13 protein-coding genes are annotated in these 16,665 nt (G+C 66.8%); 1 reads left to right on the plus strand and 12 read right to left on the minus strand.

What is annotated here, in order from left to right:
* Positions 1-32 precede the first annotated feature (32 nt).
* From J0I99_RS03080 to J0I99_RS03115, 8 genes are all read right to left on the minus strand, one after another.
* Entirely contained in the window at positions 33-1,319 is a 1,287-nt protein-coding gene (locus tag J0I99_RS03080; protein WP_291395715.1) for a phosphoadenylyl-sulfate reductase, read from the minus strand.
* Entirely contained in the window at positions 1,312-2,970 is a 1,659-nt protein-coding gene (locus J0I99_RS03085; protein ID WP_291395718.1) for a nitrite/sulfite reductase, read from the minus strand. The genes J0I99_RS03080 and J0I99_RS03085 overlap by 8 nt, the downstream gene beginning before the upstream one ends.
* Entirely contained in the window at positions 2,957-3,271 is a 315-nt protein-coding gene (locus J0I99_RS03090; protein ID WP_291395720.1) for a DUF2849 domain-containing protein, read from the minus strand. Before J0I99_RS03090 ends, J0I99_RS03085 begins: the two co-directional genes overlap by 14 nt.
* Positions 3,268-4,659 (minus strand): siroheme synthase CysG, encoded by a 1,392-nt coding sequence (gene cysG / locus J0I99_RS03095; RefSeq protein ID WP_291395722.1) that lies wholly within the window; start codon positions 4,657-4,659, stop codon positions 3,268-3,270. The genes J0I99_RS03090 and cysG overlap by 4 nt, the downstream gene beginning before the upstream one ends.
* 174 nt (positions 4,660-4,833) lie before the next feature.
* Entirely contained in the window at positions 4,834-5,214 is a 381-nt protein-coding gene (locus tag J0I99_RS03100; protein ID WP_291395725.1) for a type II toxin-antitoxin system VapC family toxin, read from the minus strand.
* The gene (locus J0I99_RS03105; protein ID WP_291395727.1) at positions 5,211-5,474 is read right to left on the minus strand and encodes a type II toxin-antitoxin system Phd/YefM family antitoxin; all 264 of its coding nucleotides are present in this window, start codon (positions 5,472-5,474) and stop codon (positions 5,211-5,213) included. The genes J0I99_RS03100 and J0I99_RS03105 overlap by 4 nt, the downstream gene beginning before the upstream one ends.
* Positions 5,475-5,534: 60 nt before the next feature.
* Positions 5,535-5,855 (minus strand): 2Fe-2S iron-sulfur cluster-binding protein, encoded by a 321-nt coding sequence (locus tag J0I99_RS03110; protein ID WP_291390575.1) that lies wholly within the window; start codon positions 5,853-5,855, stop codon positions 5,535-5,537.
* Between the two features lie 106 nt (positions 5,856-5,961).
* Entirely contained in the window at positions 5,962-6,348 is a 387-nt protein-coding gene (locus tag J0I99_RS03115; protein WP_291395729.1) for an Hpt domain-containing protein, read from the minus strand.
* Positions 6,349-6,691: 343 nt separating this feature from the next.
* Between J0I99_RS03115 and J0I99_RS03120 the strand changes: the two genes are divergently transcribed.
* Entirely contained in the window at positions 6,692-11,767 is a 5,076-nt protein-coding gene (locus J0I99_RS03120; RefSeq protein ID WP_291395731.1) for a hypothetical protein, read from the plus strand.
* A 324-nt stretch (positions 11,768-12,091) separates the two neighbouring features.
* On the opposite strand, the gene J0I99_RS03125 is transcribed toward J0I99_RS03120, so the two are convergent.
* The 4 genes from J0I99_RS03125 to J0I99_RS03140 all read right to left on the minus strand — a co-directional run bounded on the left by J0I99_RS03125 (position 12,092) and on the right by J0I99_RS03140 (position 16,560).
* Positions 12,092-13,300 carry an MFS transporter gene (locus J0I99_RS03125; RefSeq protein ID WP_291395733.1) on the minus strand — a complete coding sequence of 403 codons (1,209 nt, stop codon included), beginning with the start codon at positions 13,298-13,300 and terminating at the stop codon, positions 12,092-12,094.
* A 10-nt stretch (positions 13,301-13,310) separates the two neighbouring features.
* Positions 13,311-14,534, minus strand: a complete 1,224-nt coding sequence (locus tag J0I99_RS03130) for an MFS transporter (RefSeq protein ID WP_291395735.1) — start codon at positions 14,532-14,534, stop codon at positions 13,311-13,313.
* 89 nt (positions 14,535-14,623) lie between these two features.
* Positions 14,624-15,655 carry a glycosyltransferase family 1 protein gene (locus J0I99_RS03135; protein ID WP_291395737.1) on the minus strand — a complete coding sequence of 344 codons (1,032 nt, stop codon included), beginning with the start codon at positions 15,653-15,655 and terminating at the stop codon, positions 14,624-14,626.
* An 89-nt stretch (positions 15,656-15,744) separates the two neighbouring features.
* Positions 15,745-16,560, minus strand: coding sequence for a UDP-2,3-diacylglucosamine diphosphatase (locus J0I99_RS03140; protein WP_291391469.1), 816 nt, complete (start codon positions 16,558-16,560; stop codon positions 15,745-15,747).
* Positions 16,561-16,665: the final 105 nt, after the last annotated feature.

A 16,665-nucleotide genomic window follows, 5' to 3' on the forward strand; every position in this document is an offset into this window, starting at 1 on the left:
TTCGCAGGGGTGACACCGGGGTTATGGCGGGTTCAGGCGTTCTCCACTGCCCGGCGACGCAGGAACGGCCGGGTGCCCAGGGGAATCTCGGTGAGCCCCACTGGCTGATAGAAGATATCCACCGTCGCCAGTTTGCCTTCGATCAAAGCCTTTTTCGTCGGCTCGTGCCTGACGACGAAGGCGGTGATGCCGCAGCGGCGCATATGCGAGATCTGGTCATGCAGTACGTCGCCGACGGCGCGCAGCTCGCCCTTGTAGCCATAGCGCTCGACCAGCAGGCGTGCCGACGAGTAGCCGCGGCCATCGGTAAAGGCCGGGAAGTTGATGGCGATCGAAACGAAGCGATCAAGGTCGCCCCTGGCCAGCTCGACCTTGTCGCCCGGCGACACCAGCAGGCCGAGCGGATGCGGGTTGGCCAGCACGGCGTCGCGGTTGTCGAGGAACACCGGCAGCGGGATGTGCGTGTAGCGGGCCGCAGCCGGGTCGTCGCCCTCGACCCACGGACGGAACGGATCGGCGATGAACTTGCCGTCCTTGAAGAGGTTCAGTTCCTGGGCGGCCATGGGCTTGGCGATGGCTCCGTTGAAATCGAAGTGGATGCCGCACTCTTTCTTGTTGAGCCCGCGCCAGCGGCCGGCTCGGGGATCCTCGCCCTCGGCCACCACGCTCGTGCACGGCGCGCAACCGATGGACTTGTAGCCCTTAGAATAGAGCGGATGCTCGGGCAACCCATACTTGAGCTTGTAGGCCGTGATGTCGGCATCGGAGAAATAGGCCAGCGGATTGACCTTGATGCGGTCGTCGGCGGTCAGCTCGAAATGCGGCAGCACGCCGCGCTCGGCGGTCTGGAAGCGCTTGCGGCCGGTGACCCAGCCGCCGAGGCCGGAGACCCTGGCGTCGAGCGGCTCGGTCTTCCTGATGTGGCAGCAGGAGTCCGGGTCGGTCTCCCACAGGTCGCCGCCCGCATCGAAGCGCGCGACATCGCTCGGGTCGGGATGCAGGGCGATGACGTTGGCGAGGCCCAGATGGCGCTTGAGCGTCTCGACATAGGCCAGCGTCTCGGGAAAGTGCTTGCCGGTTTCGAGGAAATAGACCGGCAGCGTCCTGTCGACCTCTGCGACCATGTGCAGCAGCACCACCGAGTCCGCCCCGAAGGACGAAACGATGGCGATGTCGCCGGGCAACAGCTCGGTGACCGCCTGGCGCAGCACGCCGGCGCCGTCCATCTCGTCGAACATGCCGTTGAGCGACATGATGCCAAGCTGGCGCAGCTTGTCCGGCTTATGCTGGCGAATGGGCGAAAGCGCGAGATCAAGCATTGCCGTACAGGGCCTCCTTGAACGGCTCCTTGCCGAGGCGCCGGTAGGCCGTGATGAAGGGCTCGTCGGCACTGGTGCGCCTGGCGATGTAGGTATCGACCAGCCGCTCGATGGCGTCCGGCACGGCGTCGGCGACGAAGCCGTGGCCGAGGATGTCGCCGATGGCGGCGTTCTCCGTGGCGTCACCGCCGACGGTGATCTGGTACAGCTCAGTGCCCTTCTTCTCGACCCCGAGGATGCCGATATGGCCGACGTGGTGGTGGCCGCAGGCGTTGATGCAGCCTGAAATCTTGATCTTCAGGTCGCCGATCTCGGCCTGCCGCTCGGGGCTCTGGAACTTGCGCGTCAGTTCCTGCGCCAGCGGGATGGAGCGGGCGTTGGCCAGCGCGCAGAAGTCGAGGCCGGGGCAGCAGATGATGTCGGTGATCTGGCCGGCATTGCCGTCGGCGAGGCCCTGATCGACCAGCGCGGCGTAGACGGCCGGCAGGTCGGTGACCTTGACATGCGGCAGGACGATGTTCTGCTCGTGGCTGACGCGCAGCTCATTGGCCGAGTAGCGCTCGGCGAGGTCGGCGATCGCATCCATCTGGGTGTCGGTGGCATCGCCCGGGGCGCCGCCGACCGGCTTGAGCGAGATGGTCACCGAGACATAGCCCGGCTGGCGGTGGGCATTCAGGTTGCGCTCGAGCCAGCGGCCATAGGGCGGGTTGACGATCTTCTCCCGGGCCACGTCGACGGTGGTCTGGTTGACCAGCTCGTAGTCCGGCTGGGCGAAGTAGCGGGTGATGCGATCGAGCTCTTCCTGCGGGAGGGTCAGCACGCCGCCCTTCAGGTGGGCGAACTCTTCCTCCACCTGCTGCCGGATCGAGTCGAGCCCCTCCTCGTGCACGAGGATCTTGATGCGGGCCTTGAACTTGTTGTCGCGGCGACCGTAGCGGTTGTAGACGCGCAGGATGCTCTCCAGATAGGCGAGCAGGTGCTCATGCGGCACGAAGCCGGAGATCATCTTGCCGATCATCGGCGTGCGGCCGAGACCGCCGCCAACCCAGACCTGCCAGCCGATCTCCCCGAGCTTGCTGGTCGTCGCCTGCAGGCCGATGTCGTGGAAGCGGATCGCGGCCCGGTCCGCCGTCGCGCCGGTCATGGCGATCTTGAACTTGCGCGGCAGGTAGCTGAACTCGGGGTGCAGGGAGGACCACTGGCGCAGGATCTCGGCAACCGGGCGCGGATCGATGATCTCGTCGGCTGCGGCGCCGGCGAACTGGTCCGTCGTGATGTTGCGTATGCAGTTGCCCGAGGTCTGGATGGAGTGCATCTCGACCGAGGCGAGGTCCGCGAGGATCCTGGGCACGTCGCGCAGCTTGGGCCAGTTGAACTGGATGTTCTGGCGCGTGGTGAAGTGGCCGTAGCCGCGGTCGTAGGTCCGCGCGATATGGGCCAGCATCCGCATCTGGCGCGCGTTCATCGTGCCGTAGGGCACGGCGATGCGCAGCATGTAGGCATGCAGCTGCAGGTAGAGGCCGTTCATCAGCCTGAGCGGACGGAACTGGTCCTCGTTGAGATCGCCGGTCAGGCGGCGAGCCACCTGGTCGGAGAACTGCGCCGTGCGTTCCTGCACGAACGCGGCGTCGAACTCGTCATATCGATACATGGCCGTCCTCGTCGAGATGCTGGCGGTCGAAGCGCGGCGCCGTCGGACCCTCGGCGCGGATGCGCTCGCGGATGCGGTCGGGGTAGATGATCCCGTCGCGCAGCGTCACGGTTTCGACCTCCAGGGAGACAATGCGCAGGGTCTTCCTGGTGGCGGCGAGCGCGGCTTCCCTGGCCTCCAGGTCCTCGTTGCCGAAGATCCGGGCCTGTTGAAGTTCCTCGACCCAACGGCCGTCGCGGTCGAGATAGACCGTAGCGCCGCTCATCAGCTCGTTGCCGGTGAGGATTTCCATGATCGTCATGCCACCTTGAATTGCGAGCGCGCGATCTCGATCGCTCCGCTCCAGTCGCCATGAGCGATCGCCTCGCCCACGAAAATGATCGCAGGGCCGTCCTCGAGCGCGGCGTCGCCACTGGCGAGGCTGCCGAGCGTGCCGCGATAGAGAACCCGGTCCCTGCGCCCGGCCCGGACCACGACACCCACCGGAATGTCAGCGCCTGCCCCTTCGGCGATCAGCCTGGCCGCCGTCTGGCCGGCCACCGACTTGCCCATGTAGAGCGCGAGGGTAAGACCGGCAGAAGCGAGCGCCGCCCAGTGCCGCAACTCCTCCGACTCGGCCCCGTGCGCGGTCGCAAGAACGAAGCCGGTCGATATCTTGCGCAGCGTCACCGGGGTGGCCGTATCGGCCGCCGCCGCCAGCGCAGCAGTGACGCCCGGGACGACGTGATAGGCGATGCCGGCGGCGTTGAGCGCGTCGATCTCCTCGCCAGCGCGGCCGAAGACCATGGGGTCGCCGCCCTTGAGGCGGGCCACGCGCTTGCCCTGCTTGGCGAGCCGGACGATCAGGCCGTTGATCTCGGCCTGGGTGAAGGAGTGATGGCCCTTCTGCTTGCCCACGAGGATGCGCTCGGCATCGCGACGCCCCATCTCGACGGCCGCCGCCGGCACGAGGTGATCGTGCACGATCACGTCGGCCTCCTGCAGCAGCCGCTGGGCGCGCAGGGTCAACAGGTCTTCGGCGCCCGGACCGGCGCCGATCAGCCAGACGACGCCGGGACTCTCGCCGTTCTCCACGTGTTGGGCCAGCAGGGCTTCCGCCTTCGGCATCCCCTGCCCGCGGATGAGTTCGGCCTCGACCTCGGGCGAGGTCACGAGTTCCTCGTAATAGCGCCGGGCCCGAGGTCCCTGGAGCAGCGCCGCAACCTTGTCGCGCATGGAACCGGCGAGACGGGCCATCGCGCCGAGGTTTGGCGACAGCGCGGCCTCGATGCGGGCGCGGATCAGCCGCGCCAGTACCGGCGCATCGCCTTCGGAGGCGACAGCGATGGTGATGGGGGCGCGGTCGATGATCGCGGGGGTGTAGAAGTCGCACTCCTCCGGGACGTCGACGACGTTGAGCGGGATTTTCGCAGCGCGCGCAGCCACTTTCGCAGCCGCGCCATCGGGACCGTGGTCGGCGACAAAAACCAGCGCCGCGCCGACGAGGTCGGCAGGCTCGAACCCGCGCGGCAGCAACGTCACCGGAAGTCCTGAGAAATCAACCTCGAAGGTCCGGGATATAATGACTACCAATGCAGTAGTCTTAATGGCCAACCGGGCTTTGTTGAGGGCTTCTTCTCCACCGCCGACGATGACGATGCGCTGACCCTCGACCTTGTAGCTGACAGGAAATGTTGTCAGTTCACCCATTGTCTGCCTTTCGGTGGCCGGATACATACGCGCAACCACAGATGCGGACAAGCTATTGAAATTCAATAGCTTTAATGTTTCCCGCCGGGGTCGCGGATTAGAATTGCATTGAGGGGGAATAGCCGAGCCGGCGAAAAGAATCCACGGCCGCGATGCCGCGCGCAATGGCGGTGCCTAGAGCACGCTCCGGACGTCGGTTTGGGAGAAGTCGTCGCCGACGAAGAGGAGGGAGCAGTCGAGCTGCCTGGCGGCCACGTAGGAGAAGCAATCGCCGAAATTCAGCTTGGCGGGATGCCGTCCCCTTCCCCAGCGCCGATACGCTTCAAGCGCAATCCAGGAAGCATCAGCATCGACTGGATGGACCTTGAGCTCCAGCGCCTCGATCAGGTCCTCGATGCCAACGAGCCCCTTTCGTTCACATGAGACGAATGCCTCGACGAGCGTGCCAGCGGAGATGTACCTGTCACTGTCAGAGGCCAGTGCGGTGAGGCACATTTCGCGCTCCGGTTCGCCAATGATTATGGCGAGAAGTACCGAAGTATCGACGACGATCACTTCGGCAGGCCGCCATCATCGTACATGTCATCATGGTTCGACGTAGGCAGTTCGCCGGGCTTGAACCTGGCGACGGCACGTCGAGTAATCTCGTCGATCAACGCCCGGTCGAGCTTACGAGGCACAGGCGTCGCGTCCGCAGCCGGAACAAGGCGGACTGCCGGTTTGCCGTGACGCGTCAACACCACGACCTCCCCACCCTCGGCGCGGCGAACCAGTTCGGTGAGCTGCGCCTTGGCTTCCGTAATAGGAACGTTCATAGAAATCTGGTCCAGAATTATGGACCATTAATTTAGACCATTATATGGTCCAATTCAACCTTACCCCTGCCGCTCCGGCACGTGGACGACGAGGCCATCCAGTTCGTCCTTGACCTTGATCTGGCAGCTGAGGCGGCTGGTCGGCTTCACCGCGAAGGCGAAGTCGAGCATGTCTTCTTCCATCATCGAGGGGCCGCCGACCGTGTCGGTCCAGGCCTGGTCTACATAGACGTGGCAGGTGGCGCAGGTGCAGGCGCCGCCGCATTCGGCGATGATGCCGGGCACGCCGTTCATGATGGCAGTTTCCATCACGGTCGAGCCGACTTCGCCCTCGGTTTCGTGCCGCGTGCCGTCGGGTTCAACATAGGTGATGTGGGGCATGGGAGGTCTTCTGTGGACGGGTCCCGCCGCATATACGGCGCAGCCCCTGCCCTCGCAAGCGGGCACTACGTCTCAGGCCCCAGCGCCCTAGGCGGATGCAGCCCGTTCAGTTGTCGACGATGAGCCCGGTAATGAAGTCCTGGCACTCGGCGACAGCCGAGCCTACCGCCCGGATGTGATGCGGGTCGATCGGATGCCCCTCACGCAGCGCGTCCTCGGCGTACTTGGCGAGGTCGCGGACATGCCAGGCGCCGATGCCGGCGGCGGCGCTCTTCAGAGTATGCAGGTGCCGTACAAGGTCCTCGGCGGTCTGCGCCTGCTCGATGCGGGACAGATAGACGCCGCTCATCTGCGAGTAGAGGCGGAGCACTTCCTCCCTGAGGCCGGGATCGCCCAGCGACTGCTGGTCCAGGTGCACCATGTCGATGGGGTCGCCCGTCAACTCGCGGGCCGATCCCGCCTGCCCCGCTCCGACCGCACTGTTCCTTGCCATTCCCGCCTGCCCTGTTGAGAGACTGCCCCCGGTTCCGGACGCTGCAGCAGGCTAGCGAGGGCGGATGAAGGGGCCGCCAAACGAATGTGGACAAGTTTATCGATGCCCTTAACCGGCCGCATTCCCACCAGAAATTAACCCTGCGTTAAGAATGCACTCGGTTTGCCTCAAATTGCATGTATGTTTGAGGTCCACCTAGCGTGCGGCGGCGTGGGGCACAGGGTCGACTGCGGGGCTTTTGAATCGCATTTTACCCGATTTGGACGGCTAACCGGAACCCGGTCGGTGGTCCAATGACAGCTCAGATCGCCTGCCGGTTGCCGAAGCGAGAGTTGTAAAGAGTATGGCCAAGAAGACCGCTGCCCCCCAGAACGACCCTGCAACTTTGGCATTCTCAGCAGTCGAGGACGCACTGAAGGACTCGGTGTTCGCCAACCTCGACAAGCCAGCCGAGCCCGAGGCGGCGCCGGCGGACAAGTCGGCGGCCGGACCCAAGCCGATCCCGCGCGATACCTCGCCGCGATCCGAACGGCAGCGGACGGCCGACAAGTTCGCGGCCCAGACCGGCTCGGTCGCCAACGACGATCGTTTCCCCTCGTCCAAGATCCTCTATGGCCTGCAGTCGCGCTCGTCCGGCACGCCGACGATGGTGGCGGGCCTCGTTGCGGCCGGCTGGGTGGTGGCCATCATCCTCGTCGCGCTGATCCGCAACGGCGCGGACATGGGTACGGCGGGCTTCTGGGGGTCGAACGACTTCATCGGCCTCGTCGCGCTTGCCATCGTGCCGGTGATCGGCATCTTCGCCATCGCGACCCTGATCCGCCGTGCGCAGGACCTGCGCAATGCCGCGGCCGCGGTGACGCAGGCGGCGATCCGCCTTGCCGAACCGGAGACGACCGCGTCCGAAAAGGTCGCATCGGTCGGCCAGGCCGTGCGCCGCGAGGTCAACGCACTGGGCGACGGCCTCGAGCGCGCCCTGTCGCGCGCCGGCGAGCTCGAAGTGATGATCCACAACGAGGTCACCGCGCTCGAACGCACCTATTCGGACAATGAATCCCGCATGCGCGCGCTGATCCAGGAACTGGCCAGCCAGCGCGAGGCGGTGATCACCAATACCGAGCGCGTGCGCGAGGCCATCACCGAGAGCCATACCGGCCTCGTTTTCGATCTCGACATGATCTCCCAGCGCATCGCCGGCACGATCGTCGAATCCGGCGGCAACCTGACCAAGGCGCTCGAGACGGCCGGCAACTCGCTGAACGGCGCATTCGGCGAGCGCACCGAGAGCTTCGTGTCGCTGATCGACCAGCGCACCAGCCACCTGCTCGTCGCGCTCGACGACAGTGCCAGCCGGCTCAACATCACGCTCGAGGACAAGGCCGGCCAGATCTCCGGCGCGTTCGAGAACCGGACGATGGAGCTCAGCTCGGTGATCGACGGCCGCATGCAGTCGCTGACCGAGGCCCTCGACAGCCGCGCCGTCACCTTGTCGGACGCGATCGACAACCGCACGTCGTCCCTCGCCAAGCTGCTGAGCCAGGGCGGCATCACACTGCTCGACCAGTTGCGCGACCGTGGACATGAAGTGTCGAGTGCGCTCGACATGATCGGCACGCGCATCGCTTCCGACATCACCGGGCGTGCCCGCGAGGCCGAGCAGCTGCTGAGTGGCCTCAGCCACCAGCTCGACGAGCAGGTGCAGATCCAGGTCAACTCGATGGAGAGCCGCCTGCAGTCGGCGATGATCGAGCTGAGCGGCGCTCTCGACGACACCACCGAGCGCGCCCGCGTCACGCTGACCGGCGCCGGCTCGCAGAACCTCGCGCAGTTCGACGCTCGCCTCGACGAGATCGCCACCGCGATCGACTCGCGCCTGTCGACGCTCGACAGCGTCATCGGCGACAAGGGCGAGAAGCTGATCACCGCCATCGACAAGAACAATGCGAGCTTTGCGGCCCGGGCCAACGTGCTCGAGATGGCGCTCGACGAGAAGTCGGAGGCCTTCAACGAGGCCGTGACGCAGCGTACCCGCGAAATGACCGAGACCCTCGGCCAGCGGACCAAGCAGATCACCGAGGCGATCGCCAACCGCAGCCGCGAGATCTCGGATACCCTCGAGGGGCACACCCAGATCATCGCCGATGCGCTGGACGGACGGACCCAGACGCTCACCGACACGCTGCTGGCCCGCCATGGCGAGTTGAGCGCGGCGCTCGACGAGCACGTCAAGGCGTTCGACACCACCATCTCCGGCCATGCCCGGCAGATGGACACCAACATCATCACCCATGCCCAGGCCATCGACCTGGCGCTGGGCAACCGGGTGGACCAGTTCGAGCAGGTGCTCACCGGGCGCGCCAAGGAGCTCGACGACGCCGTCGCGAACCGCACCCAGGCGCTCGACCAGTCGGTCGCGACCCGGACGCAGGCCATCGACCTCGCGCTGCAGCAGCACGCGCAACAGATTGGCGACAGTCTCGACCAGCGCACCCAGATGCTCGACACGACCCTGCAGCAGCACGCACAGCAGATCGGCGACAGCCTCGACCAGCGCACCCAGGCGCTGGCGACGACGGTTTCGACCCGCTCGGCCGAGCTCGCCGATGCGCTCAACACCCGAACGCAGCAGCTGGCCGATACGCTGGGCAGCCACACGGTCGGCATCGCGGCCGCGATCGGCGACCGCACGGCCGAGCTCGCCCGCACCATCGAGGCGCAGGGTAATACGGCTCGCGACAAGATCGAATCGACACTGCGCAGCGTCACCGACGTGATGTCGGAGCGCGCCGGCGCCGTGGCGACGGTGATCCAGACCAAGGTGTCGGAGATCGGTGAATCGCTGGGCCGCGGCCTCGATGCCGCGATCCTCAAGATCGCCGACGCCGAGTCCGGCGTCACTTCCCGCATCGACGACGCGGCCTCGACCGTGGGCGACAGCGCCCGCAAGGCGGCCGACATCATCGAAACCGGCGTCAATTCGGCCCGCAAGGCGATTACCGATGTGGTCGACCAGCGGCTGGGCACGCTGCCCGAGGCCATCACCGCCCGCGCCGACATCACGGCCGAGCGCCTCGCCTCGCTCAACACGGCGATCAACACGGCCCTCGTGCAATCGATGACCGACCTCGAGGCCGGCGCCGACCGGATCGAGGAAACCATCTCCCGCCGCATCGTTGCGGCCACCCAGGGCATCGCCGAGGACGTGACGACCACTGCCGACCGCATGGACGTCGCCGTGCGCAACGCGCTCGAGCAGATCCAGCGCGCCTCCAGCAATGTCGACGAGCTGATCTCGATCAAGGCCGTCGCAGCGGCCGACGCGATCGGGGCCAAGGTGGCCGAGATCAATCGCGTCGTCAGCGAACAGACCGAGACGTTCTCGGCACTGGTCTCGGATCGCTCCGCCCAGCTCGAGATGAGCCTGCAGAACCACGGCAACGTGCTGGCCCAGGCGCTGATCACCAATGCGTCGCAGGCCGAGGACCTGATGAGCCAGTCGACGTCGCGCATCCTCACGGACGTGACCGCGGCGCTCGGCAAGCTCAACGACTCCAACATGCTGCTGCAGAAGGTGCTCGACGCCTCGACCGCGAACCTCGCCAACCTCGAGACCAGCGTCGCGCAGCAGACCGCCACCTATTCCACCACGGTGCGCGAGGCGATCGGCTCGACCGAGGAGGCGGGACGGCTCGTCACCCAGCATGTGGGCGCGCTGCAGTCGGCCATCTCGTCGATGGTCAGCGAGTTCGGCTCGATGCTCGGCAACCTCGACAGCGAAGCCAAGAGCCTCGACAGCGCCGCACAGAACCTTGCCGCCAGCGGCACGATGACCCTCGCCAATCTCGACGAGCGCCGCCAGGCAATGGACGAGCTGGCCCAGGCCTTCGCCGCCCGCGCCGACGAAATCGACGGCCGCATGCGTGGCTTCGCGCAGTCGATCTCCGATACCGTGGAAGAAACCGAGCATCGGCTGCTCTCGGCCCGCGAGTCGATGGAACAACTGCTGGCCTCGACCACATCGAACGTGGCCGAAACGCTGGAAGCGACCTCGGGCACGATCAACAGCGCCCTCGCCGACACCACCGGGCAGTTGCAGTCGGTACTCACCAGCACCGCCGAGCAGGTGCAAGCGGCGCTGGGCGAGACCACCGGTCAGCTCGAAAGCGTCCTGACCGGGACCGCCGAGCGCGTGCAGTCGGCCCTGAGCGAGACGACCGGCCAGCTCGAAGCAGTGCTCAACGGCACGGCCGAGCGCGTGCAGTCCGCCCTCGGCGAGACCACCGGCCAGCTCGAAAGCGCGCTGACCAGCACGACCGACAAGGTGCAGAACGCGCTCGCCAGCGCCACCAGCGAGATGCAGAGCGTGCTCGGCAAGAGCACCAACCTGCTCGAGGAAGCGCTGGAAGGCACGTCGCACCGCGTCGCCACGCAGCTCGGCTCGTTCACCGACACTGCGTCGAACGAGAGCCAGCGCGCCGCGGATGCCCTGCGCCAGACGCAGGCCACCATGATCCTCGAGATGCAGCAGGCGCTCGAGGCGGCGACGCAGCGGTTCAACGAGACGGCTTCGGCCATGCGCGCCACCGCCAAGGAAGTGGGCGCCGAGCTCGAGAACACGCGTTCGGAACTCGCACGTGGCGTCATGGAACTGCCGGAGGAGACCAAGTCGAGTGCCGCCGCGATGCGCCGCGTCGTCGCCGAGCAGATCGAGGCGCTGGCCGAGCTGAATGCCATCGTGCGCTCGCAGCCCGCCACTCACGACCTCAACGAACGCCGTCCGCCGGCCCCGACGCGCGCCTCGTTCGTTCGCGACGAAGCGCCGAGCAAGCCCGAGCCGCGCCAGGAGGCTCCGCGTGCCGAGCCGGCACGCCCGGCCGAGCCAGCCCGGCCGGCCCCGCGCTTCACCGCCATGCCGGAAGTCCCGGCGCCGACCGTCACCGCGCCGCGTCCGCAGCCGGTGGCCGAGAAGCCGGCGGCTCGCAGTGAGGAAGGCGGCGGCTGGTTGCGGGATGTGCTGCGCAACGCTTCGAGCACCGGCGCCAGTGCCCCGGCTCCCGCTCCGGCTCCGGCCGCGCCACAGCCCCAGAACCTCTCGACCCTGACCGAGGAGATCGCCAAGGCGATGGAGCCCTCGGCGCTGGCCGACGCCTGGCAGCGCTACCAGGCCGGCGAGCAGAACGTGTTCTCGCGCCGTATCTACACGCTGGGCGGCCAGGCGACCTATGACGAAGTCCGCAAGCGCATCCAGCGCGACCCGGATTTCGCCAAGACCGCAGCCACCTACATGGCGGAGTTCGAGCAGCTCCTGAAGCGAGCCGCCGGCGGTGCCAACCCGGTCGCCGAAACGCGCGAGTACCTGCTCAGCGATCGCGGCCGCGTCTACACCATGCTGGCCCATGCCAGCGGTCGGCTCGGGTAAGCCGGAGCACCACTGGGAATGAACAAGGGCCTCGCGGGCGACGGCGGGGCCCTTTGGTTTTCGGGTGGAGAACGTCCTGTGCCCGGGACATGGGGGGAATCGCCCCGCCTGGCTGGGCCATGGCGCAGGTCTATGCCCAAATCGGACGTCACCCCGGCGAATGTCGGAGTCCAGCCTGAGATGCCGGCCGCACGTTGTGAGTGTTGAACCATCTCGGGATGGATGCCGGCCTGCGCCGGCATGACACCGGGGTGCGGGCAAGGTTTTGCCGTACTCAGGCTTCTCGTCACCAGAGCGAGGCAGCCGTGCCTGGACGGCGTGGCCCTACCCCAGTGCCGGCGCGCCCGGCTGCTTCGGCGACTGCATGGCCAGCGACAGCCAGATCAGGACACCGCCCAGCCCCGCGAAGACGGCCGCCACCAGGTAGGCCTTGGCGCCCATCAGGCCGGTGAGCCAGCCGAAAGCCAGCAGCGCAATGACGCTCATGCCCAGCAGCAGCACCTGGAAGAAGCCCTGTGTCTCGGCGGCGATGTCGTCGCTGGTCCAGTTGGCGATGAAGTGCAGGCAGCCCATATAGCCCAGGGCAAAGGTGATGGCGTTGAGGGCCTGCAACGGGATGAGCGGGATGATCCCGGGCTCGAATGCCATGCAGGCCCAGCGAAACACGGCGACGATGGCCGAAGCCAGGATCAGGCTGCGGGCCGGAAAGCGATTGGCGAAGCGCCCGAAGATGAACATCAGGCCCGCCTCGGCTAGCGCCCCCACGGCCAGCAGCGGCCCGATGACGTCCTCAGAGAAGCCCTGCTCCTTCCAGAGCAGGCCCTGGAACGCGTTCAGCACGATGTGGGTGCTGTAGACCATCGAGAAGCCGACAAGCGGCAGCACGAAGAATGGCTTCAGCACGTCGCGGAGATGCCTGGCCCCGGTCGAGGGCGGCGCGACCGACGCTTCGCCCTTCTCGCCACGGAAGCGGGGCAGGCCGAACGAGGCGACCGTGCGCACGAGGCAAAGCCCGACGAAGAGCGGCAGGAAGATGCCGCCGCCGAGCGCGGCGATGATGAAGCCGGACAGAACCAGCATGACCATGTAGCCGACCGTGCCCCAGGCACGGATCGGGCCGAACTGGCTGCCGCGCCGATTGGTCATGCGCAGCGTGGCGGCATCGACCACGGGCCCGACAAGGCCGGCCGGAAGCGAGAGCAGCGTCCAGACGGCCAGAATTCCCCAGAAGCCGTGCACGAAGAAGAGCGCCAGCGGGACGATGCCGGCAAGCACGGAGCCGAACACGATCACCTGCCGCCAGTCCGATGCGCGGTCCGCTATCCGGCCGACCAGCATGTTGAGCACCAGAATCACCAGCACCGGGAAGGCGTTGAGGATGCCGATTTCCTCCGAGGTCAGGCCCTGGGCGGCAAACCAGATGCCGCCATAGACGGAGACCACGGCACCGGCCATGTACTGGACGAAATAGAAGATCGTGGCTCGCAGCTCGGGCGAGACGCGGGGCTCCGACAGGGGAACGGCGGCAGACATCGGTGGCAACTCAGGGGGTCGGATCGGCGACGGCGATCTGGTCGGAGGAAAGCGGATGGTTGGATTTCGGCTGCAGCCGCAGCGATGCGAACACGCACAGGGCCCCGAGCAGCGCAAAGGCCCCGACGAAGAGCCAGGCCCACGGACCATAGGCAGCGACAAGCCAGCCCATGCCCAGGATGACCAGCACGCTCATCGCCTGCTGCAGCACGTATGAGAAGCCCTGCGCCTCGGCGGCGATATCCTCGCTGGTCCAGTTGGAGAGGAAGTAGATGCCGCCCAGGTATCCCATCGCGAAGGTGATCGAGTGCAGCATCTGCAGCCCGAACAGGACCCACACCGGCGGAGAGAACGCCATGGCACTCCAGCGGAAGGCGGCGACGAGACAGGCGAAGATGACGATATGCCGAGCCGACACCTTGAGTTTCAGCCGGCTCCACACGAACATCATGGCGGCCTCGGCGGCGGCCATGGTGGCGATCAGCGGCCCGATCAACCCTTCCGCGATGCCCTGCTGGTGCCACAGCAGCGCCCCGAATGCGCCGATGACACCATGCGTGGCGTAGAGTATCGCGATTCCGAGCAACGACAGCAGGAACCACGGCTTCAGCACTTCGCGCAGGCGCCTGGCGCCGCGGTCCGACGGCTTGCGCTCCCGCTCGCCCGCCCGGAATTGCGGCAGCTGGAACGAAAGCAGCGCGCGCAGCAGTGCGAAGGCGACGAAGATGGGTACGAAGGCCGCATCGCCAAGCCAGGCGATCAGGGGTCCCGAGAGCCCGGTGGTGACCATAAAGCCCACGGTTCCCCAGGCGCGCACGGCGCTGAACTCGGTGCCCCGGCGCTGGGTCATCCGCAGCGTCGCAGCGTCGATTACCGGTACCAGCGCAAAGGCCGGCATGACCGACATCACCCAGACCAGCAGGATGCCCCAGAAGCCGGAGAGGAAGTACAGGCCGATCGGCGCGATGCCGGCGATCAGCGACAGCACGATGATCATGCCGCGCCAATCCGGCATGCGGTCGGCAATGCGCCCGACGAGCTGGTTGACGAGCAGCATGGCGATCAGCGGCGCGGCGTTGAGAATGCCGATCTCGTCCGGGCCGATGCCGCGGTTGGCCAGCCAGATCCCGAAATACACCGACGCGACGCCGGTCGAACCGAACACGGCAAAATGGTAGATCGCCGCGCGCAGCTCGGGCGAAACCCGGGGCGCGGCCAACGACGGGGGCAACATGAATGTGCTCCAGGCGGGAGAATCCGCCGCACGCGCCGACCTTGTTCACGAGACGCGGAAATAATCAACGGCACCCGCGGTGCGGAGCGTTATGCCGCGGCGGCAGTGCCGAACCTGCACCGGACTGGAACGAGCGCATCGAGAAAGATGTCGGCGCAGCTGGCCCAGGTGAAGCTCAGGGCATGACGGCGCGCGGCCTCGCCGTCGAGCGCCAGCGCGCGAGTGACGGCGGCGGCAAGGTCCTCGTCGATCGCGCCGCATTTCGGATCGGTGAGGATGTCGGCCGGGCCGGTTACGGGATAGGCCGCGACCGGAAGGCCGGAGGCCAGCGCCTCGATCATGACGTTGCCGAAGGTATCGGTGCGGCTGGGGAACACGAACACGTCGGCGGAGCGGTAGATGGCCGAGAGCTCGTCACCCGTCCGGAGGCCGAGAAAGACCGCGTCCGGGTATTTCGCCGCCAGTTCGGCGCGCGCCGGACCGTCGCCGACGACGATCCTGGTGCCCCGCACATCGAGCTCGAGAAAGGCCTCGACGTTCTTCTCCACCGAGACACGGCCGACATAGAGCAGGTGCGGCCCGGGAAGACCCGCGAACTCGGTCTTCTCGCCCGGCGCGAAGCGGGCGTGGTCGACGCCGCGCGTCCAGAGGCGGGTGTGGGCAAAGCCGCGTGCGGCGAGTTCCGCCTGCATGGAGGCGGTGGGAACCAGCGTCGCGGCGGCAGGCTCGTGGAACCAGCGCAGGAATCCATATGTCCAGTGGGCGGGGATGGGCATGCGCGCTGCGACGTATTCGGGGAAGCGCGTGTGGTAGCTGGTGGTGAAGGCCAGGCCCTGCTCGAGGCAGATGTAGCGGGCCAGCAGGCCCAGCGGCCCCTCGGTGGCGATATGGATGCAGTCCGGCGCCTCGCGACCGATCACCTCGGCGATGGTCATGGGGGTGACGAGCGAGAGGCGGATCTCCGGATAGGTCGGCATCGGGAAGGTCCAGAAACCCTCCGGCGTCAGGTAGCTGACGCTGTGGCCGCGCCCCATCAGCTCCCGGCCGACCGCGTCGAGGCAGCGGACGACGCCGTTGGTCTGCGGCCGCCAGGCATCGGTGACGATCAGCACCTTGAGCATCGGACCCACCCTCGAGGGAAGCGATGCGGTGCGGTTTACGGGAGTCGCATGTCACGTCCTTGAACGTGCCGTGACGGGCCGATGACGCCCTACTGTCCCGGCACGGCAGGGGCGCGACGAAGGCGCAGGCGGCGCGGCTTGCGGGGCAGCGGCGCCTCGGTCCAGTGCAGGAGCTCGAGGACGCCCTCGTGCGTCTCGCACACGGCGGTGCAGCTTTCCACCCAGTCGCCGGTGTTGACGTAATGGATGCCCAGCCGCTCGTGCATGTCGGCATAGTGGATATGACCGCAGATGACGCCATCGGCGCCGCTGTCGCGGGCCTCGAGCGTCAGCGCCTCCTCGAAGCGGCCGATCACCGAGACGGCGTTCTTGACCTTGTGCTTGGCCCAGGCCGACAGCGACCAATAGGTCAGGCCCATGCGGCGGCGGACCCAGTTGACGGCGATGTTGATGCGCAGCGCGGTGCGATAGGCCCAGTCGCCGACATGGGCCAGCCACTTGGCATGGGCGACGACGACGTCGAACTGGTCGCCATGGATCACCACGTAGGTCTTGCCCTGCGCCGTGGTGTGGATGGCGCGATCGACGAACTCGACCTCGCCGAAATAGGTGCCGAGATACTCGCGCAGGAACTCGTCGTGGTTGCCCGGCAGGACGACGATGCGGGTGCCGGCCAGCGCCTTGTCGAGGAAGATTTCGACGAGCTGGTGGTACTCGGCCGGCCAGTACCAGGCCTTGGCGAGGCGCCAGCCATCAACGATGTCGCCCACCAGGTAGATGGTTTCCGCTTCGTGCCAGCGCAGGAAATCGATGAGCTGGTGAATGCGGGTGGGGCGCATGCCGAGATGCACATCGGAGATGAACAGCGCGCGAACCCGCCGCACCTCCCTGCCCTCTTCGCTCATGCCATACTGCCTTTGTCGTTCTCGGGACGCGGAGTTTAGCCCATTTGCCCCATGAGGCGGGAGCGCTTTCGTTCCTGCATCGACCGCAGGTGGGGAAAACTCGAC

Origin of the sequence: Devosia sp., from assembly GCF_017307495.1 — a bacterium.
Lineage (GTDB): Bacteria > Pseudomonadota > Alphaproteobacteria > Rhizobiales > Devosiaceae > Devosia_A.